The sequence below is a fragment of the Vibrio sp. 10N.261.46.A3 genome, from assembly GCF_041472995.1.
Taxonomy (GTDB): domain Bacteria; phylum Pseudomonadota; class Gammaproteobacteria; order Enterobacterales; family Vibrionaceae; genus Vibrio; species Vibrio coralliirubri.
Genome location: NZ_JBFRRH010000064.1, coordinates 59,619 through 85,569 on the forward strand (window position 1 = coordinate 59,619; position 25,951 = coordinate 85,569).

Below are 25,951 nucleotides of genomic sequence, written 5' to 3' on the forward strand. Positions count from 1 at the left end.
TTCCATATAATGAAAAATATTATTAGTTCAATGAGCATTTGGAATGGAATTTGATTTACTGAAGGCATTTTGTCAGTTAGCTAAATCTGGCAATTATCGCTTGGCATCAGAGCAGCTCTACATCACTCAGTCAGCTCTTACTAAAAAGATTCAACGACTTGAATCCAACCTTGGGGCGTCTCTGTTTTCTCGTGGTAGACATGGCGCAGAACTGACGCATGCGGGTAAAACATTACTAGCAGAAGCACAACGTTTAGTTCATTCAATGCAGGCGTTTGAGCAGCTTTCAGGCTCTGTGGTGAAAGGAACTCAGGGACATTTGAACATAGGCTTTGGTGTGTCCACTTATCATGAAGCGCCCAAGCTTATTGCGGCTTATAAACAGCAATACCCAGAGGTTCACATCACCTTAAATGACACGCCCTCCAAGCAGCAAACCGACGAGTTATTGAGCCATGAGCTCGATATCAGTTTCAATCGAATCCCCGACTCCACGGATTTAGAAAATCTAACCCTATTCAATGATTCCCTTGTAATCGCGATACACAAAGACCTTCTCAAGCAAGCGCCAAGCAAAGATCAGATTATCTCTGAGTTAGCGAAATGGCCTTACCTAAAACTCGCTCAACATCGCGGCCCAGGACTAGACAAGCAGATCCAACAATATTGCCTCGCCAATAATATCGACCTATCAAAGACACAAGAAGCCGACGACATTCTTACCCTGCTAGCGTTAGTATCGGCCAATATCGGTTTCACCATTGTGCCAAACAGCGCGCAGTACATTAGTAACACCGATGTGGAATTCATTGCGTTAGAAGGTGAACACGCGACTTGGCCTGTCGGGTTGATCTGGAATGGAGAGAGTGACAACCCACTCAGGGATAGATTTGTAGAGTTTGTGGCTCATCAAAAAGGAAATTAGACCAGAAGCTAAATTTCACCAACAAAAAAGGCTCACTAAATAGTGAGCCTTTTGATATCTGCTTAACGTAAAGCTAGGTCAAACCTTGCTTAGGTTTCGAAAGAATAGCTTTAGAGCCGTAGTTTAGAGCTGTGCTTTAGAACTATAACTTAGAAGAATTCAATCGAGTTACGGCCGCTTTTGTCGTCACGTGTTGGCTTCGGCGTGTCCGCTTTCTTTTTCGGTTTCTTCTCTTTTTTCTCTTTCTTTGGTTCAGCCTTTGCGCTTAGCATTTCTGCTTTGCTTTTCTTAGATTCTTTCTTCTGAGAATCCTTTTTAGACTGACCTTTCTTCGCCTTGTTCTCTTTTTTAGGCGCTTCTTTCTTTTTCGGCTTTTCTGATTCTTCTTGTACTGGCTGATCACACACCACTACATAGTATTCTTGGTTGAATTCAAAGAAGTCGCCATCGTACATTTTACGACGCTTACGCGTTTCCAGCTCACCATTTACCGCTACGTAGCCTTCAGAGATGATGTGCTTAGCTTCACCGCCACCACTCACTAGGTTAGCAATCTTAAACACTTTGTAGAGCTCGATTGGCTGTGACGAAACATCAATACCAATTGCTTCAATTTCAATCTCTTCGCCTTCTTCGCCCAGCTCTTGGCCTTCGTAATCAGCGTCTTCGTAATGTTCTTGGTCCATGGTGACCTCTACCTAAATATGTACTTCTGAAATATTGGGCGCAGTGTAATCTTAAAACAACGAAATGACCATGTTGAATTATGGTTCAAGCATCGAGTTCACTGGATTAAAACTATCTTTAGCGCCACAAAACAAAAGAAGAGAACTAACATCATTAGCTCTCTTCTTATTTAAACCATAGCTTAGTTACCGCTTGTTAGGTCGCTAAACCATAGATAGTTAAACCATGGCTAGTTGAACCATAGATAGCTCACTCAGGTGTTTTAAAAGAACCACTTCACGCCGACTTCTGCTTTTAGTTCGTAGTCACCTTCTAGCGTAACGCCCGTTGGCAGAGTGACATCTGCTGATGCGTATTGCAGTTTCGTCATTAGCCACTGAGTTCGGTCTTCCTTAATAGGAGCGTTCATCATAATGTTGAAAGACGTCGACTCAAGTTCCACTGTATCGCCAGAAACATTCATGTATTCAGGCCATGCTTGAACAAACGCGCCAGAATCGCCCATTGGGATGGTGGCAAACAGGTTTAGCATGTAGCCGTCTGCCGTTTCACCAAACACTTCACCGATGGTGTAGTTTACGTTTGGAAACAGCATTGCACCGCCGGTATAAGCAGGGTTGATCAAGCCGATTGCACCCACAGAAACCAACGTATTGTCATCCAAGCCCAATGCCGAGTTCTTAGTGTGGATGAAGTCCGCCATGAAGCCAACACGCGGCATCAATGAACTATCAATAGCTGATACTTGGAAATATTGAGCTCGGCTACCAAGGTAATCAACGCCCATCGAATCTTTGCCAGGCTTAGCATCTGAGTCGCCAAAGTTGCCTTCGATAAAGCCACCGAACTGAGTCGTTTCAGACCATGCTCCAGTTAGCATTGAAGACAAACGGATATCAGCGTCAGAAGTAACAAAAAAAGCAGCTTGTGTATAAACGCGAGTTAGATCCGATGGATCAATCACTTGGCTTTCTTCTTCATTCGCCAAAGCAGTACCAGACATTGCAGCTAACATTGAAGCGGTCAGTAATAGTTTTTTCATGTGTAAACCTTATTCTCATTGGAGCCATAGCCGCTTCCTTACTCACATGGCTCATGTTTAATAACTTGGTCAGAGAAATACTCCCTGCCTCCCTCCATTATCAGACGATAAAAACAATCTTTAAAATTCATAACGAGGGGTAAAAACCATCAATAAAGCAACAACACACCTTTGCCGTCACTTTATTGAGGCTACGGGTTACTGTTGTTTCGTTTTCAGCTTTTCACGGAGTGTTTGGAAAATGGCGTAGAAGCCCGGAGTCATCATCGAACCGACCACCAGCACCATCAACATGCCACCCAGTAGTGCCAATCCAGTGGTGTTCTGAGAGATAGCCCCTGCACCATTGGCAAACACTAAAGGCAAGATGCCAAGAATGAATGACCATGACGTCATGTTTACGGCTCTAAAACGCATCTTGCCACCTTGGATCGCTGCCTCTTCGATACTTAAACCTTGAGTTTCACGCTTCAGCTTTGAGAACTCGACCATCAGAATCGCGTTCTTAGCTGCAAGGGAAATCAATAGAATCAAGCCAATTTGACCGTAGATAGACAAGGCTTGCCCACCCGCTAATAGCGCCGCGAAGGTACCCACAGCAGCGGTTGGAGCCACAATGATGATCGCAGCAGGCAGAGCCCATGATTCGTACTGAGCAACAAGGAACAAGTAGATGAATACCAGTGCTAAAACCAAAGCGATTTGAGCTGTGTTCCCCGCCAACTTCTCTTGATAAGCCATGTTGGTCCACTCATAGGTGTAACCCTGAGTGAGAACTTCCTCGGCGATACGCTCCATTGCATCAATCGCTTCACCAGATGAGTAACCTGGAGCTGGATTTAGCTGCAAACGTGCCGCAGGTAACATGTTGTAGCTTGTGACTAGATCAGGCTCTAATGTCGGTTCAATCGTTGCGACAGCAGACAACGGAACTTGCTCGCCAAGCGCCGACGGGACATGTATGCGTAACACATCAGATAGATCATTTCGTTGTTCCCCTTTAGCTTGAACAAAAACTCGGTAGCTTCTTCCGTTTAGGGCAAAGTCATTAACGTATGCAGACGCCAGATGTGTCGCCATCGCATCGTTAATTGCACTGAGTGGTACGCCTAACTGACGCGCTTTCTCGCGATCAATTTCAACGTTGTAATGTGGAACATTGGCACGATAAGTCGTCATCGCATTGGTGATTTCTGGCGCTTGATTGGCCGCTGCCATCATCGCGTAAGTCACTTGTGCAAGTTCTTGAGCAGTGCGGCCAGACGTGTCTTGCACCATAAACTCAAGTGCATCACCGATACCAATACCTGGAATAGGTGGTAGACCCATAGCGATGCTCATCGACTTATCAATGCCATACAACTGCATGTTGATGCGCTGGGCAACCGCAGCTTGTGTATGATCGCCATCCATTGCAAGACGCTCATCCCAGTCTTTCAAATTGACGAACATGGTCGCTGAGTTAGCGGCAACACCACCGGTCAGAGCATTGAAGCCAATCGCACCTGCGAAATCTTCAATTGCTGGATCTTGGTTTAATACCGCTTCAGCTTGACGAATCAAGTCATGAGTACGCTCTTTCGATGCGTTATCAGGCAAGAACATCGCGAGCGCTAACACGCCTTTGTCTTCAGCTGGAACAAATGCCGTCGGTAGCTTGTCATTCATTACTACCATGGCAGTAATAGCCACTGCGAACGACACCAGAAGCAAAGCTGATTTGCGAACCAATAAAGAGACTGCTTTACCGTAAGCCGTCGTCACTTTGTCGAACATTGCATTGAATGCCACAAACCACTTAGCAGGCTTAGGATTGCGCTTCATAACCATTGCACATAGTGCAGGTGACAAAGTAAGTGCATTGATAGCGGATAGCACCAAAGCGATACAGATGGTGATAGAGAACTGAGCAAACATCAGCCCCGTAATACCTGGCAGCAATGCCACAGGAATAAACACCGCAAGCATTACTAGTGTCGACGCGACAATCGGGCCGGTGACTTCTTTCATCGCTCGATTGGTGGCTTCTTTGGCATCAATGGTTTGGTTTTCATTGAGAATGCGTTCTACGTTCTCAACCACCAAAATGGCATTGTCCACCACGATACCAATCGCCAGAATCAAGCCAAATAAGGTAACGGTATTGATACTAAAGCCACCCATTTGCATGAAAGCAAAAGTACCAATCAAAGACACAGGAATCGCAACCACAGGTGCAAGTGTTGTTCTGACATTACCTAAGAACAGGTAAGTCACCGCAATAACAAGCCCGACAGCAACAATCAAGGTTTCAACGATACTGCGAATAGACGCTTCAACCGATAAGGTGGTATCGTATGGGATCGCGTAAGTCATACCGGCAGGCATGATGCTTTCGATGTCTTCCAATACCGATTTAACCGCAGCGCCTGTTTCCAAAGCGTTGGCATCAGGGTTAGCCTGCATTGCAACTAGAGCAGCATCTCCGCCATTGTAGGTTGCGTAGGCATCATAGAATTGGCTGCCAATCTCCACGTTAGATACGTCTTTCAGATAGATTTGATTGCCGTCTGCTAACGTTTTTACAATGATTTGTTCAAACTCTTCTGCACTCGACAGTCGACCTTGTGTGATCAAGTTAAACTGCAATGCGGCATTTTCACGACTTGGACCTTGGCCAATTCGCCCTGCTGGCACTACTGCATTTTGTTCACGAATGGCGTTCTTCACATCAAATGTCGTGACACCCAGTGACGCCATGCGGTCCATATCGAGCCACACGCGCATACCATAGGTCGCACCGATTAAATCGCTGCTTGCTAAGCCAGAGATACGAGCGATACGCTCCATGAAGTTTGCTTCAACCCAGCTGTTAAGCTCTAGCTCTGACATCGCTTGGTCTTCAGAGTAGAAAGCAATCGCGAGCAAGTCATCCGGCGCGGCTTTACGAATACGCACACCACGAGCACGAACTTCAAACGGCAGCATGTTTTCAGCAACGGCAACGCGGTTAGATACGTTAACCATTGCCATATCGGCGTCAACGCTGTTATCAAAGGTAATGTTTAAGAAGTAACGGCCATCGTTGGTTGAACGTGACTGCATGTAAACCATGCCATCAACACCGTTCACTTCCTCTTCGATTGGATTACCAATCACCTCTTTTACGGTTTCAGCACTGGCGCCCGGCATGAACGCGACTACACGAACTTGTGGAGGCGTCACGCTTGGGTACTCTGAAATCGGCATGGTTTTAATCGCAATCAAGCCAATCAAGGTCAAGAAGATCGAGATAACAAACGCAAATTTCGGTCGGTTGATAAAAAATTTACTGAGCATAATCTATTACTCCGCAACTGAAACAGGGGCACTAGGACGAATGCGTTGCAGCCCGCCAACAATCACTGGTTCACCGGCGTCCAAGCCATTTGCGACGAAAACATCTTGTCCAATTCGATCACCTACAACGACATCACGACGTACCGCATTACCTTCTTCGATAGTAAGTACATATTGAGTGAGCTGATCTTGATGGATCGCCTTATGAGGAATTTGCACGCCGCTTAATGGTTCTGCACTCGTAAGCCCAACACGAACAAATTGATTTGGCAGCAGACCCGCTTCGCTGTTATCAAAAGAGGCAGAAATCGTCACTGTACCGCTGGCTGCATTTACTTTGTTATCAACAAAAGCGATGTTGCCTTGGTAATCCGTCAATTGGCCATCACGCTCAAGCAATACAGATGTCGCTTGCTTGCCTTGAAGCTGATACTGACTCAGTTCGCTTTCTTTAATCGAGAAGGTCGCATCGATCGGATCCATCTTGATCAGGTCAATCAATGGGCCAAAGTTAGGTCCTACCATGTCACCGATAGAGAAGTTACTTTTCCCTAACTGACCTGAGTACGGTGCTTTAACTTGGGTTTGGTCTAAGTTGTCTTGCTGAACTCTTACATTTGCTCGCGCAGACACCACTCGAGATCTCGCCATCTCTAGCTCAGCAATACTGAAATCGAGCTGCGACTGTGAAATACCGCCCGACTTCAACATCTGAGTGGTTCTTTCATGGTTTAGCTGAGTCAAGCTCAGTGCCGATTGCGCTTCAGATAAGGTTGCTTTTGCCGCATCAAATGCCGCTTGGTATGACGTTGGGTCAATTTCAAAAAGCACAGCGCCCGCTTCGACATAAGCACCGTCATCAAAGAGTTTATTTAACAAGAAACCACTGGTTCTTGGTGTCAGTTGAGCAGATTCAACCGCCTCCATTCTTCCGACGTGGTATTGGATTGGCGAATGTGCCATTTCCTCTGCAAGCACCACAGTTACCGGTGTGCTAGGCACTGGAGCAACGGTTTGCTCCGTAGGTTGTGAATTACCACCACAGCCTGCAAGTAAGATACTTGCGGTTAATAACGTTATTGTTTTTTTCATCGTGTGTTCTCTACAAATACGTCGATACATTGAGTGACCGCATCCTGATTCAATCTAAGGTTTAATCTCAGGTGCCATCACATTTGATCTATTTTCTATTCGGCGCTTGCGCCATGATTTCGAGCGATCGCTTTAACCCGCTTTTTCGACTAGCGTTTCAATCCAGCGTTAATCGCACTGATGTCTTCAGGTAGAAGCTCGCCACCTAAGAACTTGAGCTGCAGTGACACCAAAATGAAATCAATTTGCGCTTCAGTAAGGTCTTGCTTCGCCGCATAAAGCTGACGAGTTCCGTTCAGCACATCGACAATCGTTCTGCTGCCAATTTCAAAACCTTGTTGAGTCGCAACAAGTGAGCGTTCGGCAGAATGAACAGCGTTGGCATAGGCTTGCTGAGCACTAATAAGGGCATTGAGGTCTTTTTCTGCACCGCGGATTTGACGCGTCACGCTTCTCCAAGATTGTTCTTGAAGCTGAAGTGCTTGTTGGTATTGAACCTTGGCTTGTTGTACTTCGTTGCTGGTTGCCCCGCCTCGGTAAACAGGCAAAGTCATTGCTACACCTGCAAACACAGTTGAGTTGTCATCAATGCTATTAAACTGCTGCTTTGACTGACCCATCTCGGTTCTACGAATCTCGCTCGCAAACGTATAACGGTACTCAGCAACCAAGCCTAACGACGGTTGATGCCCAGCTTGCGCCAGTTCAATCTGCTGCTTGCTTAGCTCAACCAGTTGTTTCTGAATTTGCATCTCAGGGTTGAATTGCTGCGCTTTTTCCTGCCATGTCAGCGCATTTTCTGGCGTTGGGATATTGGCGTCGTAACGGTCAGTATTCAGTGGATAAACCGACGTAAACTCATTGCCAGACAGCTCGTAAAGCGCGTCCAATGATTTCTCAACTTCGTTTTCAGCCACAATCACAGATGCAGAAACCAAATCGAACTGAGCGCGCGCATCAATCACGTCATTTTCCGGAATCATCCCCAATGAAAATTGACGTTCGGTTTGCTTAAGCTGCTCTTCGATCGCTTCTTGTGTCGCTTTGGTTTGCTTTAACGACTCTTGCGCTTTAAGGGCATTGAAATAACCCACCACGACTTGCAAAGCGAGGCTCTCTAACGCAACTTGGTGTGAGACTTGGCTGAGCTCAACCTGTTGATTACTTAGCTCATTTGCCGCGTTCAGTTTCGCGTTATAAAGATTTTGCCCAACAGAAATCGACGCTTGCGCCGCGTTGGTGTCTATCTCGTTGAGTGTGGTGTAGCTGTTACGAAGCACACCATACGCAAGGTTTGCACCAACCTGAGGTAAATACGCGGCACCTACTTTGTCTGCACCATAAGTCGCACTATCAATGGCTAGTGCTGCACTTTTTAACGCAGGGTTATTGTCGAGAGATTGCTGATACAGCTCACTTAAGCTGACACTTTCAGCCAAGGCTCCGTAGCTCGTTAATGCTCCGGCCACCAGCACAGCTAACGCCGAAATCTTCATAGAAGATCTCGGCGTTCTGCGATTAACGGCAACCGTACTTGGAAGCATTGAAGTTTGTTTTTTCATGGAATGACCCACCAACACATCAAATGGATGAACGGACTTGCGCCCTTTTGAGTCAAGTTTTGCGATTTAGGGAGTTGAGCTGTAGCGCCGTCGGAATCAAACTTGTTCTAAGTCATGATTTACGGGCAAATACCGAGGGTTTTGTGTCGGGTTCCACAGAGAATTTAGATTTAATTAATTACTTATTAAATAGATTTAAATCAAAATTAGTCATAGCACCCACTGATAGAATCACCACATTACCTATTCACTGAGTTAATCTCGTAAATGTCCGATTTGATTTGCACTCGTGGCTACATCACTTGGTTTAACCTAGAAAACGGGTTTGGTTTTGCTAAACCTGATCACGGTGATATTGATGTACTCATTCACATCAGTGTCATTGAATTTGATGGTGAAATTAACTTAGAGGAAGGTCAGAGAGTTTATATGGAGCTTGAGGAAGTAAAAGATAAGCCTCACTGGAATGCCGTCAAAGTGCTACCTCTGGCAAAACCATTCTCTGCATTAGAGTCAGTATGATGAATACTCATCAACGAGGTCGCCCTACGCTGTCGCCAGTTGTGAAGCTTGCTAAACACATTGTGAAAGACTATCAAGATTACGTGAGCCTTAACCTTCGTTACCAAGCCCAGCTTCGTCAACACTACCCAGAACACAATGCAGAACAGGTAGCTGTCATTAACGCCGACATCATCAGCGCCTCCGAGGAATATAAGATTTGGAGCAGCATTGATAACCTGATGCTATCTGCGCAACGTCATTCTGAACCGACCCAGCAATGGCAAAGCATTCAAGAGAAAGTATTAGACAATGTGCAGCAGCTTATTAGCCTGTACCAACTTCGGATTAGGTCGCTTCCGTCACAGCCAAGGTCAATACTTGTGTGTGATTTCGCGGATCAACTTTGGGTCCATGAGCAAGCTTTCTCACAAAAAGAAATCTCGCAAAAGGGAACCTCTCAAACAGTAATCTCGCAAACGTTAATTTCGCAAACAGTGAACCCTTGGCTCAAAAGTACATTAGTTGAGGCGACTGGCTTTCAACAAGATGATTGGTTCTATACCGTCACTGAAAACTTCAAATCAAGCATCAGAGAGCTCAACGGAGCTTTATTGAATGGTTCAGAGAGTCTCAGTCATTTCTGGAGTGACGACACTTCGTTTGTGCTTGAGCGCATCAAGCATCATAGAAAGGTCATTCGCTTACTGATGCTGCATATTATTGACAACAAAATTGATTCACTGCTACCAAGGCAAGGACAAAGCAGCGCGGGCAGGCCTGCACTCCCCTTGCCTGTACAATTAATGCGACAAGAGCAAGCGCTCCAAGATACGTACCTCGAATACAGACACGCGTGTCATGCACACAATCAACCAGCGCTAGGTATCGAAACACTGGCCGCCAAGGCGCTCGAAAAAAACAGCAAAGCAACAACCCAAACAAAAGCCGGTAGAAAACCGATGAGCGAACTGCAAAAGCTCGTCAATCAGAGCCTAGTATTAGAAGACCAGATACTGTGCCAAGAGCACCAACTTAAAGAGCGCACCATTGATTATTCAAAATTGAAATCTAACCAAAGTAGCGACGTTGAAAGTGGCTCGGCAATAGATAAACCCGTTAAGAGAGGACGCCCAATACTCTCACCTCAAGACCAAATAGCTCGATTGAAAGTCAAACTCCACAACATAAATCAAGCCATTGAACAGTTGAAATCAAAAACTAAGCCAGCAGACACTGATACGATAGAGAGAAATATTTTGCAGTATCAAAGCCTTTGGCTGACCAATAAAATAGCGCACGCTGACCGCATATTGGTGATACAAGAGAGTCCACTTGAGCTTGCTCGGCGTCGCAAGTGGGATCAAAAGTTACTGACGATACGATCCACCTTAAGTAAGATTTAGACTTAACCTTGAGTGAGCTACGATGAGTTTCTACCTATTAAATCAAAATCTGCTTTTTAACAGTCAAAGTGGAAAGCTGTTAAACCTGACGTCTTTGCAAGAGACGCAACTGCGTTCCAATGAGTGGAAGTTGCTGTCACTTTTCATTGAACATTCAGGTTCTGACCTCACATCAGCGTTTATTCTTGAGGCCATTTGGGAAAGTACGCGTGCAAAATCGAGTGTCGCCACCGCGGTAAAAAACTTGCGTGCACAGCTGGGAGATTCGAGCGAACAACCAAAGTTCATCCAAACTCAAGTGATGAAGGGCTACGCCTATATCGGAGAAACTCAAGCGCTCACTGAAGCAGAATATCAATCATTGATTACTCGCCACGCTTCGTTATGGTCAAAAGCAGCAAGCTGGGTTCAGCATAACAAAACCTTTTTTATTCATAACCTTATCAGGTTCGCATGTGTTCTGTTTATCGGCTGGAACTTAGTCGGCTTATACCACAATGGCGCATTCAGTCGTTTAGTCACCGAGCCCACTATCGCGCCACCTATCCCGATGTTAATCCATCAAAACGCTGAGACGCCAAGTGATCACGATATTCAAATCTGCCAATCACTACTGATTGAAGCGCAGCAGAGCGCACTCTTCGATACTTTACCGTTACATCGTGAAAGCTCTGCTCCAACACTGCCGAGATTGTTCTGGCGAGATCACAATAAGGAGGTGCTTGTATGTCATCTTTCACCACTAAAGTAATCACAAGCAGTTTCATTATTGTAGCGCTGATGTCTTACGTCATCAAAGACCTCTACGTTACTCATTACAATCCAGAATCGGTGTTTTTGAATCAATATTGGTCTTATAAACACAGAGGATACCCCAGTCGATTTGGCTACTTGGCTCAGTTATGGGACATACGTGTCGTCGAGACGGAGTCTGAGGTTCTCATGACCAAAGATAAGTCTTATCACGCCATGCACTTCAATTTTTTTGACCAAACAGGAACCGTGGCTCATGTGAAAGTGAAATTCGACACTGAGTGGCAACGCTTTGAAAACAATCACATACAATTTGATGTCATTGCCGATTCAATTCGTTTGGAAGAAATCTCAGAGAAAATTGACGAGGTTAAATTCAAGTCGTTCTCGAGAGATATGATCCTTCGTATGTTTTCAACACCGAGAAAAATCATATCTGTATCGTCACACGAGATCATCACTGAATTGCCGTATATAGGATTGGTGAGACAGCTTAAAATCGAAACGCCACATTTACTTGAAGCGCGTTAATCGAACTCGAAAAATAAACACCTAGTATTGATCACACTTTCATCTCATTACCGAAGATAAAATTTAGCGAATTCAGCATTAATGCAGGATAATTTCCATCATAAAGTCTGAGTTCACTTTCTATTGAGGTTTGAGCATGTTTTCCTATGAGCATCTATTGGCATTTTGCACCACGTACGAAGCATCTTCATACAGCGCAGCTGCCAAAAAGTTAGGCAAAGACCGCACCACAATACGAGACCAAGTAAAGGCCGTCGAAGACTTATATGGCGTTACGCTATTTGAAATCATCGGAAAGAAAGCAACACCGACTCAAGCGGCTGATCATATTTATCAACGCTCCAAGGTTGTGTTGAATAACACCGAGAAGCTCAGCACCTCACTAGAAAACATCTATATGGATGAGATGCTGACGCTCAATATCTATCACGACATTTCGCTACCACTCAATTTAGCTGTCAAAATCGAGCACGCTTTACAACAAAAATGCCCTGAACTTCGTGTGCATTGGCTGCACCGCAATCGTGAAGAAGTCTTTGATAGTATTGAATCTGAAGCAAACAGCATCGCACTGATGCAGCATAAAAATATGCAGCGCTTTAGTAAAAACATCGAGTTCTTCTCTTTGGGTTATGGCGAGTTAGGTATGTATGCAGGAAGAAGAAGCAAACTCCCTCACCTTAATGCGCTCTCTATTGAAGACTTAAAGTTAGACAAGCAGTATGTGAGCGAAAACCATTTCAACACGCTACCAGAACTCTATCTCATTTCGCCTCAGTACCACCTCGTCAGCAACAACGACCTGTTATTAGAGTTAGTAAAACATGATGGTTGGGCGATCATGAGTACCGACCTTGCGGAGCCCTTAGTACAACGCGGCGAATTAGAGACGCTCCATATACAGCAGATCGCAAACCAATTTCACTTTGGATTAACCTTATATTACCCAGTATCAATGGGTAACAAAGAACCACTACCGACTATCAAAGCGATCACTCAAGCACACTTCGCCCCTTAGCTATATTAGTGTATTACCTAGTAACATTGATGGATTTTAACCCGCATACTCGAGTTTTTCGTTTCTAGATTCAATGCAATGATGATTGTGTCCCCAAATTACAAAGGCATTCATCATGAATAAGAAGATTCTATCTACCGCTATTATTGCTACCTTCTCTATGGGCGTTGTTACTGCCGCCGAAGCTTGCACCCGCTTACTTTGGGATACACAAGATCAAGGCACATTCGTTTCGCGTACTCTGGATTGGTCAGAGCAAACGGATGTGCACCTCGTTAACATTCCAAAAGACAGCACTTACGTTACCCACTTAGATAACACCAACCAAGTGACCTCTAAATACGATGTCACTGGATTAACGACCTATGGCCAAATCACTGATGGTATGAACAATGCAGGGCTTAGTGGCAATGTTTTGTACGACCGAGGTATGAATACAGAAGAGTCAACTCAAGCTGACGATTTAGGCACGCTGACCTACCTAAAGCATGTTTTATCGCAGTTCAGTACCGTTGAAGAAGCCGTTCAATTCGTTGAAAAAACGCAGCCTGCTACTGAATTTGTACCTGGTGTTCCCGTTAGAATCGCACTGCACATTAGTCTTCAAGACACATCAGGTGATTCAGCGATTATAGAATTTAGAGCGGAAGGACCGCGAATCTGGCATGGCGCGGAATACACAGTGATGACCAACCAACCGGACTACGACCAGCACTTGGCAAACGTAGAGCGCTCTAAACGCGGTTGGGGCCCGCAAGAAGCCCAATACTCACAAACCAACTTAGGCACAGGTGGTAACGCCAACCCAGAAGACAGGTTTGTACACTCAAGCTACTACATGGGACACCTTACCGAGCCTACCAGCGTAATCAATGGCATGGTCAAGCTAAACTCGATTACTTACAAGATCCCACATGATGCGCCAAACGCGCCCATTGATGGTGTGATGGCTGGTTATGCGACAGAATACGCAGTTAACTATCACCTACAATCAGGTGAAACATTACTTCGCTACCAGTGGGGAGATGACTTCACTCAGCTTCAATACAATATGCGAGATATCCAAGAATCTGGGAAAGCGATCAACTTCCAGTTAATCCAGCCGGGTTTGATTGGAGATGTGACTGAGACGATCATTAAATCTGCAAGATAATCAAACTAAGCAAGCGTAAACCTGAGACAAAGGCCACTTGGCCTTTGTCCTATTCATAGACAACACTCCGCTTCAACCAGAGTGCATCTACCTCACTCTCACTCTCAACTTATATTAAGTACCTTTCAAAGCGATACTAAAGGTGGGTCTACAAATTCTTAGTTGCGTAACCCTTCAGTACTTCAACCAAACCTTTATACACATTGGTATTTTCAAAGCTCGTTGGATAGAAGAATGAGAGCCCGAACTTTGCGCTGTGTGAAAGCAACTCATTGAACTCTATTCGGCGTAGCTTTTTCTCATTCACAGCTTCGGTCGCTAAACTTTTTGGAAGTAACGCCCAGCCATTCACTTTCACTAACTCCAGTAACATATCGTTATTGCTTACGGTGCGAAAATACGGTGATACGCCCAACCACTCTGGCATGGTTTTGCTTTGGTTTTCACTGATGTACTGCGTTTCTAATTGCAGATCTACAAGTCGAATCTCACTGATTTTGAACAGAGGACTATCAACCCGTGCGTAGGCAGCAATATCACCGTCACCAAGTTTGATGGCGCTGATGGGGTATTCCGACATATTTTCCATTCGGTGCTGCATGATCGCAACTTTGTTGTGCGCTTGTGTCACATCAACCAAGATCTCATCTCGATTTCGATGCAGCCAATTGAGCACCATGTCAGGGTGAGCCTTCAAAACATGCTGTTCTATCTCCACCACTAAATCGTTGGGCATCAGAGTATCGTGATAGAAATCTAAACGGGTCAGCTCTTGTTGATAAGCATTCATCATTCTTAGATGCAATCGCTCACTGTTTTGCACCAGTAATTTTGATTGCTTATAAATAGAACGTGCAAAGCTGGTAGGTACCGCCTTTTTTCCTTCAATAGTAAATAAAATGGTTCGATAGCTGTCTTCTAGCGCTTTCACTTGTTCTCGAATGGTCGTTCTATCTTTACCAATAGCTCTCGCAGCCTTGCTATAGCTCTGTTCGTCATACGTCGCACAGAATGAGTTTAAGTGTTCATAAGAAAACATCCCCACCACCTTAGATAATTAATGTTTGGTTTTACCCATCATTATGCGTTATTAGAAACGTAATAACACTGCTAAATTAGCCACAAATGTGAGGCGAAGAGAGTTTTCACTCTGTATTTGAACGATAAAATTCGCTTCTCTATGTATTGGCAGTAAGCCCAGAAGTTAGCTATACACACTTATTTGAACAGAGTTACGCATTGCTAATTATGGGTTTACCGCCTCTCTTTTCTTATCACTTATCCGTGAATACAAAGAAAGAACTGACTTTCTAAGCGCTCACAGGAAGATTGATTTTCCAAAGCGCGATGGTCGACTTAATCCTCTCATAGAACAAGGCCGTTAGTTGAGAGCAATAGGATCCATTATGAAAAAGCTACTTCTCTCAACGGTTATTGCTGGCCTAGTCGCCACACCTGCTTTCGCCGAAACCTCTACTAGCCCTATCACGCTCTATGTATCGAACGACATCATTACTCTTTCAGATCACGATCATAGCAACGTAGACGCTATCGCAGTCCAAGACGGTAAAATCCTCGACCTTGGCGATCAAAAAACGCTCACCACTAAGTACCAATCTAAAGATGGTTTTACGATTGATAAATCATTTGAAGATCGCGTTCTTACACCGGGCTTTGTTGAACCTCACGTTCACCTTTGGTTGATGGCGTTATTGATCGGCACAGACTTTATTACTCCTGCTGATTGGGATTTACCGTGGGGTAACGTTGAAGGCGTAATAGGTCATGATAACTACTTAGCCCGTTTAACAGAGTTAGAAAGTGGACTGGCTGAAGGCGAACCACTGGTAAGCTGGGGCTACCATCACTACTTCCACGGCAATGAAATGAGCCGCGAGTTGCTGAATAACATTTCTGAAGATCGACCAATTATCATTTGGCATCGCAGCTTCCACGAATTGTTCTTCAACGATGCAGCGATGGAGATGCTAGGTTGGTCTGAAGAAGACTGGACTGGTGAAGGCCATGCGTATACTCAGTTGGACTGGGAACGAGGCCATGCTTATGAAGCTGGCGGCAAACTCATTCTCAATGATGTAATGAGCTTCTGGGTAAATAGCGGCATTTTTGCAACGGGGATGGAGCGAACTAAAGATTACATCCACTCTGGTGGTATCACTACCGCGATTGACCCAGGTGTCGTTGCAACACCAGAGATGTTCGAACAAGTAGTCGACATTCTTGAAGACGGTAACTTCCCAATGGATTACTGGCTAATGCCAGCCGGTAACTTTACCTACATGATGGCAGAAAACGACCCTGCCAAAGGTAAAGCGATTGCCGAAGGCTTGACTCAACACCCTTCTTATCAAGGTGAACAGATCAAATGGCTACCAAAATTCGTTAAGTTGTTCTCAGACGGCGCAATGTACAGCCAGTTAATGCAGCTTAAAGATGGTTACACCGATGGTCACTCAGGTGAATGGTTGCAACAACCTGAAGATCTTGAAGCAAGTATGCGTCCTTACTGGGAAGACGACTACACGATTGTTATCCATGCCAATGGTGACTTAGGCTTTGAGACTGCACTGAACATTGTCGACAAGCTCAACAAAGAAAAAAGCAGAGACGATCACAGAACCAGCTTCCACCACCTAGGTATTACCGATAAAGACGACATTCCTAAGGCCGTTGAACTTGGCGCAAACTTTAGTGTAAACCCTTACTACACGCATATTCTGGCGGAGCTTTACTCTGAACAAGGTATTGGTCAAGAGCGTGCAGAAGTGATGGCGCGTGGACGTTCATTCATCGATGCGGGTGGTATTTTATCATTGCACTCAGATTCACCAATGGCACCAGCGCAACCACTAGGGTTAGTTTGGGCTGCTGTAAACAGAATCGGTCTGTCTGGCAAAACGGTAATGGGACCTCAAGAGCGCATCACGGTTGATGAAGCAATGCGCGCAATCACGATTGATGCAGCATACACAGCACGTCTAGAAAATGAAGTTGGTACCATTGATATCGGTAAAACCGCCAACTTTACCGTACTCGACGACAACCCATACACGGTAAAACCTGAAGACATCAACAAGATAAAAGTTGAAGCAACGATTTACCAAGGTATCCCTGCTCCTGTAAAAAACAGTAACTCTGGTTTAGCCATGACTGAGCAAAATATGAAAGTTGTGAATGTAATCAACAGATACCACAACGCTCACGGTCATCACCACCATCATGATCATGACCACGATGTGTGTGCGACAAGCTTGTACTTCCAACACGCTCTTACGGCGATTCAACAGCAATAACGTAAGCGCAATAACGATGAACATTGCTCTAAGCTGAGCGAAAGCATCTCAATAGCTTAAGCTTGATTGTTCTCAAAAAGTGATAGTGTGACCTCAACGTCCACTATCACTTTTTTTTATGGTACACATTTACCGATCCCGCTCTACAGAAACCCCTATATAAAAATGGCTCTATACAAAGATCTCTAACTCAATTCGACACGATCTCACACCTTCAATTCCCTATCTCACTGATTTCCACATCACAACCAAATATCCCAACACTTCACAGATCATCGAGAACGTTTGCTGTTTGGTGGCGCAATCTATTAGCTAAAACATTGCTCAACAAGTGCAGCTTTCTAAATACTGGCTCTAACGAATTGAGCCCATACCGTGAACAAGTGTGTTCGTCACACTTGGCACTTGGTAGGGAGAGATAAAGTCCCCCGCAACTCCTCATCAACAGTGACACCTTATTACATCCTTGCAGAACCAAAGACTTTTGCATCACAGATAATTCGCAAGATACGTAGCTCATTAGTCACCTTCCCTCTATGTCCGGTCGAGTACACACCTTCTCATTTTAACTGGCTAACCTCTTTTCGTAGCATCTCACCTCGCCTTATCAAAACCACACAAACCTGATTTGATTGCGCTGTTTACCACCATAACTGCACCATTCTTCATCAGCCAATCTTCTCTTTTGTTCTCCTTTGATGACACCGGTATTGAAACGTCTATCAAACAGATGAAATACAATGAAAAGCCAATAAATACAATAGTTTAATGAAAACATAAAAACTTCAAAATTAGTTTTATCATCACCAAAATCGATAACATGGCCCGGTCAATTACAACTCAGGTCAATACTATGTCTACCATTTGGGAATTAGATATGGGTTATCTAGAGTCACTTGGCAAGGAGCTACGCGGATACATTAAGGATGATGAAGTGACAGTATTACCCCAGCTTAGAACGCAATATCTTGCCGAGCTAAATGCAGTTATTGAAAAGATGGTTTCGTCTTCAGCGAAAACAGATCAAATGGAGGCATTGGTAAAGGTTTGCCAGCATATTGCGACAACGGTCAACACCTCTCGCTATCACCGACTTAACCAATGTATCGAGCGTATTCACTCACTCGTCAACAAGTTGCGTCACCAGCAGAACGCAGACTCTCAGCCTCTTAACGCTGATGCATTGTTCTTACTCGCGCAAAACCATGGCATTGCGATCTCAAGACACGACCTCAACGACGGTAAAGCAAGCTCGGTGTCTTTCGCTTACCAGCAAGGTTACCTATCCATTTCCGAAGCGTTTGATGCTTTGAGTGCACTGTTTAAACATCAACGCCATTCACAACTGGCCAGCACGCTAAACAGCCCTGCTTATCTATCTCAATGCGCTTAGCCAGATTACGTTCTAACAATAAGATTTAATTATGAAATTTTTATCATTACCCTTTTGTTTAGCTCCACTTTTTTTATCGTCTTTAGCTAATGCGAGCCAACCATACTCTGATACATTAACCGGTGATTGGGGAGGAGATCGTAGTCACATCAAAGACAACGGACTCTCACTCGATGCTGAATACACCAACGTTTACCAATCGGCGGTTTCTGGCTCACCATCAAATTCAAATGAGTTCACACACCGTTTTGATCTATTTGCAGCGCTTGATACCGAAAATGCTGGCCTATGGAATAACGGCACCTTTCGCACCCAGTTGATCTATCTAGACGGAGATGCGAACGACTTTGGCTTCTCCAGTTTGTCAGTACCTAATTCAGCCCATTACGCAGACAGCAGTAGCCCTTTCTTCTCATCCTTGTATTACACACACAAGTTTGATGACAACACCAACCTACTTTTTGGCAAGATCGACGCGTTTGAGCTGCTACGAAATGCGCCATTCTACGGTGGTGCAACTCGTCATGGATTCATGAACATTGCTTTCTCAGCTCCACCAAGTGGTGTGACTCCCCCATCATTTATTGGCGGCATCCTGAACCACACCATCGGCGATACACGAATCACGGCGATGATTTATGATCCAAGAGATCGATATGCTGACAACTTAGGATTCAATGATTGGTTTGATGATGGCGTGAACTTCTCATTAGGTGCAACTCACTCATTCAAACTGTTCGATAGAAGTTCTACGTTTGGTATGTCTGGTACATATAGCACTGAAGAAGGAGTGGATTACTCTTCTTTGGGTGAGACCGCAAAATATAAGTACAACATTCGAGCTCAAGCAACACACAATATCTACGAGAACAATGACGATACCATCGCAGTCTATCTAAGAGCAGCAGCGGCAGACGGTAATCCAAATATCATAGATGGAACGTTTTTTGGCGGCCTTGGAGGCAACGCTTTCTTCTTCGACAGACCTCAAGATCAATGGGGCGCGGGCTACTATTACTACAACTTGTCTAATGCGTTACAAAACAGCATTAGCGATTTGCCATTAGGAGCAGAATTAAAAGACGAGCAAGGTTTTGAGATCTACTACGCGTTCCAAGCAACGCCATGGTTAACCTTTACCGCGGATGCACAATACGTCACACCCGCAGTCAGCACTCAAAGCAAAGTCGCGTTGTTTGGTCTAAGAACGAATATCGTTTTCTAGTACCACGCAAGTACTAGTACGCTCTAAATAAAAAGAGCCTGATCATCAATGATCAGGCTCCTTTTGGGATTTCACATTGAAGCGAAATTTATCGCTTAAGGCGTTCCAACCTCAGATAAAGACACCAACTGTTTAGTGTAGTCATGCTGCGGATTACCAAACAAAGTCTCAGTGTCACCTTTCTCTATTACCTCGCCAGCTTTCATGACGATGGTGTAATGACACAAGGATTTCACGACATTCAGATCATGACTGATAAACAAATAGGTCAGGCCATACTTTTCTTGAAGTGACTTCAGTAAATCCAGTACTTGAGCTTGAACGGTTCTGTCGAGTGAAGATGTTGGCTCATCAAGCAAGATAAACTCTGGCTTAAGGATCAGAGCACGTGCAATCGCGATACGCTGCCTTTGACCGCCAGAAAACTCATTAGGGTAACGGTGACGAGTGTCAGGATCGAGGTCGACCTCTTTCATTACGTCACAGATGCGTTGGTCGAGCTCATGCTCGTCCAATTGTTGGTGCACTAGCAAACCTTCGCCAATCACTTGCGCGACCGACATTCTCGGGTTTAGCGCAGAAAACGGGTCTTGAAAGACCACTTGCATACGGCTTCTAAACGGAAGCATTTGTTTTCGGTCTAAACCTTGAAGCTGTTCACTCGAATAGGTGATCGACCCTTCACTATCTACCAGCTTAAGTATCGCCATACCGGTCGTCGATTTACCAGAACCACTTTCGCCAACCAAACCGATTGAGTGCCCTTTCTTCAAAGTGAACTCCATGTCGGTCACAGCTTTAACATGAGAAATGGTTCGCTTGAATAAACCGCCCGTGATCGGGAACCAAACACGAAGTTGATTTACATCGAGTAGCGGTTTGCTTTCGGGTGACACAGGAACAGGCAAACCTTTCGGATCAGAGTTAATAAGTTTTTGAGTGTAAGGGTGAGCAGGTGCGTTAAACAGGGTATGACAGTCGTTACTTTCAACCAAGCGACCATCTTTCATTACCGCTACTCTGTCGGCAATCTTACGAACGATACTTAAGTCATGAGTGATAAAAAGCATCGCCATACCGAGTTCTTGTTGCAGGTCTTTCAACAAATCCAAAATCTGCGCTTGTACCGACACATCCAATGCGGTTGTCGGTTCGTCAGCGATAAGCAGCTCAGGTTCGTTGATCAATGCCATTGCGATCATCACGCGTTGGCGTTCTCCACCAGATAGCTCGTGCGGATAGGCTGAAATCTTTTGCTCTGGATAACGAATACCCACCTTTGAAAGCCACTCTATCGCTAAGGCTTGCGCTTTATTGGTTCGCATACCACGGTGAATCGCGAGGGTTTCAACAAGCTGTTTCCCGACTCGATGAAGCGGATTAAGCGACACCATGGGTTCTTGGAAGATCATACCGATGCGACCACCACGAATCCCGCGCAGTTGTCTTTCGGAACAACTCAGAATATCGGTGCCAGAGAAGTTAATCTTACCGTTCAAGTAATGCGAAGAACCTTTAGGCAGCAGTTTTAATACTGAATTAGCCGTAACCGATTTACCTGAGCCACTCTCCCCCACCAGCGCCAGTGTCTCACCTTTGAATATCTCCAACGAGACATCATCGGTCACTTGTTCTATCGAATCTTTTCGCCCGAAACCGACCGACAATTTGTCTATGGTCAAAACTGGAGAAGCAGGCGTTGTATTTGAAGTCATAACCTATCCTTACTTCTGTTGATGTGGGTCGAAAGCATCACGCACCGCTTCACCAACGAAGACCAGTAACGTAAGCATCAGTGAAAGCACGACGAAAGCAGAAATGCCAAGCCAAGGCGCTTGTAAGTTAGCTTTACCTTGCGCCAACAACTCGCCCAATGAAGGTGAACCCGCAGGAAGACCAAAGCCTAAGAAATCTAATGAGGTTAACGTAGTGACCGAGCCTGAAAGGATAAACGGCATCATGGTTAACGATGCAACCATCGCATTGGGTAACATGTGACGAAGCATAATGCGTTTGTCGTCAACACCCATCGCTTGCGCGGCACGTACATAATCGAAGTTACGACAGCGTAAGAATTCAGCTCGCACAATCCCCACTAAACTCATCCAACTGAACAGCACCATTATTCCGAGCAGCCACCAGAAATTCGGTTCAATAAAACTCGATAGAATGATCAGTAAGAATAGAGTCGGCATCCCTGACCAAACTTCAATGAAGCGCTGTCCAAACAGATCCACCCAACCACCGTAGTAACCTTGGGTCGCCCCAACAACCACGCCAATCACGCTCGATACAATCGTCAGAATAAAGCCAAATAAGACAGAAATACGGAACCCATAAATGATACGAGCTAATACATCTCGCCCTTTATCATCGGTTCCTAGCCAGTTCACTGAGTCAGGTTCAGAAGGCACCGCGCCTGAAATATCGAAGTTTATCGTGTCGTAGCTAAACGGAATGATGGGCCACACGATGTAACCGCTGTCTTCAATGAGCTCAATAACATACGGGTCTTTGTAATCCGCTTCGGTTTCAAACTCGCCGCCAAATTCGGTCTCAGCATACTCATTAATGACGGGTACAAACCACTGATTATCATAAGAAACTAAAAGTGGCTTATCGTTGGCGATGATCTCGGCGAACAGGCTTAGTCCAAACAAAATGGTAAATATCCACAGGGAGATAAAACCACGCTTGTTTGCTTTAAAACGTAACCAACGAGCTTCAGCTAAAGGGTTGTTAAACATTTATTATCAATACCTTTTTATTCATTCGCCATTAACGCGCTTCAAAATCAATTCGAGGATCAACCCAGGTATACGTCAGGTCGGAGATAATGCTCAGCACCAAGCCTAGCAAGGTCATGATATAGAGAGAGCTGAACACCACTGGGTAATCTCGCTGAATGGTCGACTCAAAGCCAAGCAGACCGATGCCTTCGAGTGAAAACATCACTTCAATCAACATAGAACCCGTGAAGAAAATACTAATAAATGCGCTTGGGAAACCGGCAATAATGATCAGCATGGCGTTACGGAAAACGTGCTTGTAGAGAATACTGCTCTCGTCCAAGCCTTTCGCTCTCGCGGTCACCACATATTGCTTATTGATCTCATCAAGGAAGGAGTTTTTGGTCAGCATACTCAGTGTTGCAAAGCCACCGATAACCATCGCAAAAATAGGTAAAGCTAAGTGCCAGAAATAGTCGCCAATTTGCTGATACCAGTTAAGTTGGTCGAAATTACTCGACACGAGTCCACGTAACGGGAACCAACTGAAGTAGTTACCACTCGCGAATAAGATAATCAGAATGATAGCGAACAAAAAGCCAGGGACCGCATAGCCGACAATCACCACTGCGCTCGACCAAATATCAAAACGAGAGCCGTGGTGTATCGCTTTCATAATGCCCAGAGGTATCGAAATCACGTAAATGATTAACGTACTCCATAACCCCAAGGAAATGGAAACAGGCAGCCGCTCGATGATGAGATCAATAACGTTGCCGCCCTTAAACAGGCTTTCACCGAAGTTAAAGGTCGCGTAATTTTTCAACATGTCGAAGTAGCGAACATGAATCGGCTTATCAAAACCAAACTGCTTTTTGATCTCTTCAACCACTTCAGGATCAAGCCCGCGAGAGCCTTTATAGCCACTGGCAGACGCTTGGTCACTTTCGCTTAAATCAACTTCTTGTCCACCACCAGAAAAGCGCTCCATGATGCCAGAGTTATGCCCTTCTAATTGAGCAACGGCTTGCTCTACCGGGCCACCAGGCGCAATCTGGATGATGAAAAAGTTGATGGTGATGATCGCCCACAGCGTGGGGATCACCAACAATAAACGTCGAAATATATACGCGGCCATGCTAACTAACTCCTAGCGACGTTTTTCAGGAAGCAATGCCGCCTTCTCTTCTGAAATCCACCATGTATCGATACCTAAATCGTATTTAGGCAATACATCTGGACGCTCAAACTTGTCCCACATTGCTACGCGGTACTCACCAACGTGCCATTGCGGGATGTTGTAGAAATTCCACTGCAATACACGGTCTAGTGAACGACCTAGTGTAAGAAGCTTTTCAGGATGCTGTTGGTTACGCGCAATTTCTTCTGTTAACGCGTCAACCACTGGATCGATAACACCTGCAGTATTGTAAGTAGAATCAATGTAGTTAGAGTTCCAAACGATCATTAAGTTCGGGCTAGGATAAGGGTTTGCGGAAAATGACGACGAAACCATGTCGAAATCACGGTCACGAAGACGCTTGATGTACTGAGTCGTATCGATGGTACGGATCTTCATCTCAATACCCATGCGCTTAAGGTTCTTTTGAACCGGCGTTGCGATACGTTCCGTGGTTGGGCTGTAAATCAGCAACTCAAATGACATCGGTTTGCCCGTCTTTTCGTTGGTCATTACTTTGTCTTTCAGCACCCAACCCGCTTCTTTCAACAATTTGAAAGCGGTACGCATCTGACTACGAATACGGCCGCTGCCATCGGTAACGGGTGGTTGGAATTCTTCGGTGAAAACTCGCGGTGGAATTTGATCTTTGTACTGAGACAACAACTCGACTTCCGCTTCGCTTGGTAAGCCTTTCGCTTCATAGTCGGTATTTTGGAAGTAGCTGCGAGTACGTTTGTACTGACCATAGAACATGTTCTTGTTCATCCACTCAAAGTCCATCGCGTAGGTTAACGCTTCACGCACTTTAGGATCAGAGAACACAGGTGATTGAATGTTGAAGACGAAACCTTGAGTCGTTTCAGGCTTCTCGTGGTTAATCTCTTCTTTAATGATGTAGCCTTTATCGAAGTTCGCGCCCGTATAAGAGTTGGCCCAGAACTTAGCCGAGTTCTCGGTTCGAAGATCGAACTCCCCTGCTTTGAAGGCTTCCAACATTACCGTGTCATCACGGTAGTAATCGTATTGCACCTGCTTAAAGTTATTACGGCCAACGTTAACTGGTAAGTCTGCTGCCCAGTAATTTTCATCTAGACCATAGGTAACACTTTGGCCTGATTTGTAGCTAATGATCTTATAAGGACCACTACCGACGGGTGGCTCACTTAGAGGCTCAGAAAGTTTTCTGTCTTTCCAGAAATGTTTCGGCAATACACGAGTGCTTTGCGCGAAGCTAAACAGTTTTTCGCGGTTTGGGCTGTTCATTTCAATGCGAACAACCAAATCAGAGACCGCTTTTACTGACTTAATCTCTTTGTAATACACACGATACTGAGGCACGCCCTCGGTTGAGAACTTGTCAAAAGTAAAGGCCACATCATGCGCAGTGATAGGCTCGCCATCTTGGAATTTAGCATTTGGGTTGATGTCGATTTCCATCCACGTGAAATCACTGGCGTAGCGAACCTTTGAAGCAATCAATGGATAGTACGCATCAATCTCGTCACTCGGAGAAAACATCAAGGTATCGTAAATCTCTCCGGTATAACTTGCAGCAACGCCGCGGGAACCGAATCGATTAAAGCTATCGTACGTACCTATGCTGCCATAGGTCACTTTGCCCTGCTTTGGCGCATCAGGATTAACGTAATCGAAGTGAGTAAAATCGGCTGGGTATTTTGCTTCACCAAAACCAACCAGTTGTGTGGTTTCAATAACGGTGACAGCAGGAGTTGATTGGGTTTCAGAAGCGTAAGTAACGGAGGGTTGTAAAGCAATAAGCGGCAACATGATTGCACATGACTTCAAATTAAACCTGAAAAACTGAGTGCGTTGCGAGGCTTTGCGTCGAAAAACTGTTCCCATTTGACTCTCCCTTCAAATGTCATGAATTCTATATTCAAGTTGATTTATCGGCTTTGAATGCATGCCGTTAAATCAAGTATAGGTTCAAATCTAACATCATGTAATAACTAATAAAACCATCAGCACTCTATCTCTGACGGTTTATTTACAATTAACTCGTCACAGCTCGAAGTTATTGGATGCAGTGAGCTTTGATTGCTCTAGCCTGAATGACACAAGCCTCAACGGCTAAGATTCCTTGGGTTGGCTTCTAAAG

At 44.9% G+C, this 25,951-nt stretch carries 20 protein-coding genes; 10 read left to right on the forward strand and 10 right to left on the reverse strand.

Going from position 1 to position 25,951, the window contains the following annotated elements:
- Positions 1 to 43: 43 nt before the first annotated feature.
- Complete coding sequence (locus tag AB4484_RS15220; protein ID WP_372079027.1) at positions 44 to 925, forward strand: LysR family transcriptional regulator; 882 nt, start codon at positions 44 to 46, stop codon at positions 923 to 925.
- A 149-nt stretch (positions 926 to 1,074) separates the two neighbouring features.
- On the opposite strand, the gene AB4484_RS15225 is transcribed toward AB4484_RS15220, so the two are convergent.
- The 5 genes from AB4484_RS15225 to AB4484_RS15245 form a co-directional block, all read right to left on the reverse strand.
- A complete protein-coding gene (locus AB4484_RS15225; RefSeq protein WP_372079028.1) occupies positions 1,075 to 1,611 on the reverse strand; it encodes an RNA-binding S4 domain-containing protein in 537 nt (178 codons plus the stop codon).
- Positions 1,612 to 1,874: 263 nt separating this feature from the next.
- Positions 1,875 to 2,654, reverse strand: coding sequence for a hypothetical protein (locus tag AB4484_RS15230; protein WP_048608619.1), 780 nt, complete (start codon positions 2,652 to 2,654; stop codon positions 1,875 to 1,877).
- 198 nt (positions 2,655 to 2,852) lie between these two features.
- Positions 2,853 to 5,972, reverse strand: a complete 3,120-nt coding sequence (locus tag AB4484_RS15235) for an efflux RND transporter permease subunit (protein ID WP_372079030.1) — start codon at positions 5,970 to 5,972, stop codon at positions 2,853 to 2,855.
- A gap of 6 nt (positions 5,973 to 5,978) precedes the next feature.
- Entirely contained in the window at positions 5,979 to 7,064 is a 1,086-nt protein-coding gene (locus AB4484_RS15240; RefSeq protein ID WP_372079032.1) for an efflux RND transporter periplasmic adaptor subunit, read from the reverse strand.
- A 149-nt stretch (positions 7,065 to 7,213) separates the two neighbouring features.
- Positions 7,214 to 8,626 carry a TolC family outer membrane protein gene (locus AB4484_RS15245; protein ID WP_372079034.1) on the reverse strand — a complete coding sequence of 471 codons (1,413 nt, stop codon included), beginning with the start codon at positions 8,624 to 8,626 and terminating at the stop codon, positions 7,214 to 7,216.
- Positions 8,627 to 8,893: 267 nt separating this feature from the next.
- Between AB4484_RS15245 and AB4484_RS15250 the strand changes: the two genes are divergently transcribed.
- The 6 genes from AB4484_RS15250 (at position 8,894) to AB4484_RS15275 (ending at position 13,988) form a co-directional block, all read left to right on the forward strand.
- Complete coding sequence (locus AB4484_RS15250) at positions 8,894 to 9,148, forward strand: cold shock domain-containing protein (protein ID WP_248384082.1); 255 nt, start codon at positions 8,894 to 8,896, stop codon at positions 9,146 to 9,148.
- Positions 9,145 to 10,533 carry a hypothetical protein gene (locus tag AB4484_RS15255; RefSeq protein WP_372079036.1) on the forward strand — a complete coding sequence of 463 codons (1,389 nt, stop codon included), beginning with the start codon at positions 9,145 to 9,147 and terminating at the stop codon, positions 10,531 to 10,533. Before AB4484_RS15250 ends, AB4484_RS15255 begins: the two co-directional genes overlap by 4 nt.
- Before the next feature lie 22 nt (positions 10,534 to 10,555).
- Positions 10,556 to 11,284, forward strand: a complete 729-nt coding sequence (locus AB4484_RS15260) for a helix-turn-helix domain-containing protein (RefSeq protein WP_050643935.1) — start codon at positions 10,556 to 10,558, stop codon at positions 11,282 to 11,284.
- Entirely contained in the window at positions 11,260 to 11,817 is a 558-nt protein-coding gene (locus AB4484_RS15265; protein ID WP_372079039.1) for a hypothetical protein, read from the forward strand. The genes AB4484_RS15260 and AB4484_RS15265 overlap by 25 nt, the downstream gene beginning before the upstream one ends.
- Before the next feature lie 136 nt (positions 11,818 to 11,953).
- Positions 11,954 to 12,835, forward strand: coding sequence for a LysR family transcriptional regulator (locus AB4484_RS15270; RefSeq protein ID WP_248384076.1), 882 nt, complete (start codon positions 11,954 to 11,956; stop codon positions 12,833 to 12,835).
- 115 nt (positions 12,836 to 12,950) lie between these two features.
- Entirely contained in the window at positions 12,951 to 13,988 is a 1,038-nt protein-coding gene (locus tag AB4484_RS15275; RefSeq protein ID WP_372079041.1) for a linear amide C-N hydrolase, read from the forward strand.
- Positions 13,989 to 14,136: 148 nt separating this feature from the next.
- Here the strand turns inward: AB4484_RS15275 and AB4484_RS15280 are convergent, their stop codons facing one another.
- Complete coding sequence (locus AB4484_RS15280; RefSeq protein ID WP_372079043.1) at positions 14,137 to 15,027, reverse strand: LysR family transcriptional regulator; 891 nt, start codon at positions 15,025 to 15,027, stop codon at positions 14,137 to 14,139.
- Positions 15,028 to 15,394: 367 nt separating this feature from the next.
- On the opposite strand from AB4484_RS15280, the gene AB4484_RS15285 reads away from it, so the two are divergent.
- The 3 genes from AB4484_RS15285 (at position 15,395) to AB4484_RS15295 (ending at position 19,920) form a co-directional block, all read left to right on the forward strand.
- A complete protein-coding gene (locus tag AB4484_RS15285; RefSeq protein ID WP_050621618.1) occupies positions 15,395 to 17,302 on the forward strand; it encodes an amidohydrolase in 1,908 nt (635 codons plus the stop codon).
- A gap of 853 nt (positions 17,303 to 18,155) precedes the next feature.
- Positions 18,156 to 18,695, forward strand: coding sequence for a hypothetical protein (locus AB4484_RS15290; protein WP_231718261.1), 540 nt, complete (start codon positions 18,156 to 18,158; stop codon positions 18,693 to 18,695).
- A gap of 31 nt (positions 18,696 to 18,726) precedes the next feature.
- Positions 18,727 to 19,920, forward strand: coding sequence for a carbohydrate porin (locus AB4484_RS15295; RefSeq protein WP_372079046.1), 1,194 nt, complete (start codon positions 18,727 to 18,729; stop codon positions 19,918 to 19,920).
- A 95-nt stretch (positions 19,921 to 20,015) separates the two neighbouring features.
- On the opposite strand, the gene yejF is transcribed toward AB4484_RS15295, so the two are convergent.
- The 4 genes from yejF to AB4484_RS15315 are packed head-to-tail and all read right to left on the reverse strand — an operon-like array spanning position 20,016 to position 25,695.
- Positions 20,016 to 21,635: a microcin C ABC transporter ATP-binding protein YejF gene (gene yejF / locus AB4484_RS15300; protein ID WP_372079047.1), complete on the reverse strand. Its 1,620-nt coding sequence runs from the start codon at positions 21,633 to 21,635 to the stop codon at positions 20,016 to 20,018.
- A gap of 9 nt (positions 21,636 to 21,644) precedes the next feature.
- Entirely contained in the window at positions 21,645 to 22,667 is a 1,023-nt protein-coding gene (locus AB4484_RS15305; RefSeq protein ID WP_048608646.1) for an ABC transporter permease, read from the reverse strand.
- A 31-nt stretch (positions 22,668 to 22,698) separates the two neighbouring features.
- Positions 22,699 to 23,787, reverse strand: coding sequence for a microcin C ABC transporter permease YejB (locus AB4484_RS15310; RefSeq protein ID WP_004730359.1), 1,089 nt, complete (start codon positions 23,785 to 23,787; stop codon positions 22,699 to 22,701).
- Positions 23,788 to 23,799: 12 nt separating this feature from the next.
- Positions 23,800 to 25,695 carry an extracellular solute-binding protein gene (locus AB4484_RS15315; RefSeq protein ID WP_372079049.1) on the reverse strand — a complete coding sequence of 632 codons (1,896 nt, stop codon included), beginning with the start codon at positions 25,693 to 25,695 and terminating at the stop codon, positions 23,800 to 23,802.
- Between the last annotated feature and the right edge of the window lie 256 nt (positions 25,696 to 25,951).